Annotated in this window: 1 protein-coding gene and 1 pseudogene; one reads left to right on the top strand and one right to left on the bottom strand. The window is 68.2% G+C overall.

The features are described 5' to 3' along the window. A pseudogene (locus tag ACQKIP_RS46185) lies at positions 1-301 on the bottom strand (carbohydrate ABC transporter substrate-binding protein); the annotation flags it as partial. Between the two features lie 270 nt (positions 302-571). Between ACQKIP_RS46185 and ACQKIP_RS46180 the strand changes: the two are divergent. Continuing rightward, on the top strand, positions 572-1960 hold a 1389-nt coding region (locus ACQKIP_RS46180), incomplete at its 3' end, for a glycoside hydrolase family 2 protein (protein ID WP_427745739.1).

Raw genomic sequence — 1960 nt, 5'->3', positions numbered from 1 at the left:
GGACGTCGCCGTAGTTCTCGGTGTTCATCCGGATCTTGACCTCCCCCTCGTAGTCGGTGATGCCCTCGAAACCGACCTTCACCTTGGGATAGATCTTGTTGAACGCGGTGGCGTACTTCTTCATCGTGCCGTCCTGCACGAGGTCGGTGCGGTTGGTGAGCACCTTGATGCTGCCCGACACCTTGTCCGCGTCCGAGGGGGCGGTGGCCGTCTCGGTCGACGGAGTCCCTCCCCCGCTGCACCCCGCGACGGTCAGCAGCGCGGTGGCGAGCAGCGCGGCGATCAGCGGCTTCCTCCTCATGTGCCCAACTCCTTTCAAGGGTTACGGCTCGGGCCCCAGCGGCTGACGGCACTATGTCAGCGATACGTGAACCGGTAAAGCTATGATTTCCGGCGCGATACCCAATCGTTACCGGCCGGTGTGCGCCTAGTTAGACGGAAGCGCTCTCTACCTGGACTGTCGCGTAGCTCTTCGATCACCCCTGGGGACTGGACCGGTTAATCAACTCGGGGTTAGGTTGACCGACATCGCATACGAGCACGGCCTGTGTCTGTCCGATTGGAGCCGCAAATGAAGGACGTCACCCAGCTGACGGAAGGCTGGAGTCTCAGCCACGAGGGGGCGCTGCTCGATGCCCGGGTCCCCGGCTGCGTCCACACCGATCTGCTCGCCGCAGGCCTCATCCCCGACCCCTTCATGGGGTTGAACGAGAACGACATCGCCTGGGTGGGGCGGCGGTCCTGGACCTACACGCACACCCTCGGCGCCCCCGGGAACCTCGCGGCACCGCAGGCACACGAACGCACCGACCTGGTCTTCGACGGCCTCGACACCGCCGCCCGCATCAGCCTGGACGGACGGGAGTTGGGCAGCACGCGCAACATGCACCGCTCCTACCGGTACGACGTCACGGGCCGCGGCGGCGAGCTGCGGGTCGAGTTCGCGTCCGCCTACGACGAGGCGGCAGCCGTGCGCGCGTCGACCGGCGAGCGCCCCAACGTCTATCCCGAACCCTTCCAGTACATCCGCAAGATGGCGTGCAGCTTCGGCTGGGACTGGGGTCCGACCGTGGTGACGGCCGGCCTGTGGCGCCCGGTGCGACTCGAGCACTGGTCCACGGCGCGCATCGCCCAGGTCAGGCCGCTGGTGACCGTCGACGACCGGGCGGGGCGCGTGGAACTGCGCGTCGACCTGGAGCGCACCGCGCAGGGCGCCGACCAGCCGCTCGTCGCCCGCGCCACCGTGGCGGGGATCGAGGCCCGCGCCGAGGTCCGGGGCGATGCGGTCACCCTCGTGCTCGACGTGCCGGACGCACAGCTGTGGTGGCCGCGCGGATACGGCGAACAGCCCCTGTATGACGTCGAGTTGACACTGCACACGGCCGACGGCGCCGACACGGGCTCCGCGCTCGACGCGTGGCGGCGCAGGGTGGGCTTTCGCAGCGTGGTACTGGACCAGAAGCCCGATGAGCACGGCACCGGCTTCACCTTCGTCGTCAACGGCGAGCGGATCTTCGTACGCGGCGTGAACTGGATCCCTGACGACGTCCTGCCCTCCCGGATCACCCCCGAGCGCTACCGGAGCCGTCTTACCCGGGCCGCCGAAGCCAACGTCGACCTCGTGCGCGTGTGGGGCGGTGGCATCTACGAGGACGACGCCTTCTACGACGCCTGCGACGAACTGGGCCTGATGGTCTGGCAGGACTTCCTCTTCGCCTGCTCCGCCTACCCCGAGGAACAGCCGCTGCGCGGCGAGGTCGAGGCCGAGGCCCGCGAGAACGTCGTACGGCTCATGCCCCACCCCAGCCTCGTGGTGTGGAACGGCAACAACGAGAACCTGTGGGGCTTCCGCGACTGGGAGTGGGAGGACAAACTCGCGGGCGACTCCTGGGGGGAGGGCTATTACCTCGGTCTTCTGCCGCGCGTGGTCGCCGAGTCGGACCCCACCCGCCCCTACACC

The sequence above is a fragment of the Streptomyces sp. NPDC059900 genome, assembly GCF_050270335.1.
Lineage (GTDB): Bacteria > Actinomycetota > Actinomycetes > Streptomycetales > Streptomycetaceae > Streptomyces.
The sequence above is the reverse complement of the archived record's forward strand: the minus strand, read 5'-3'. Positions and strand labels throughout refer to the sequence as shown.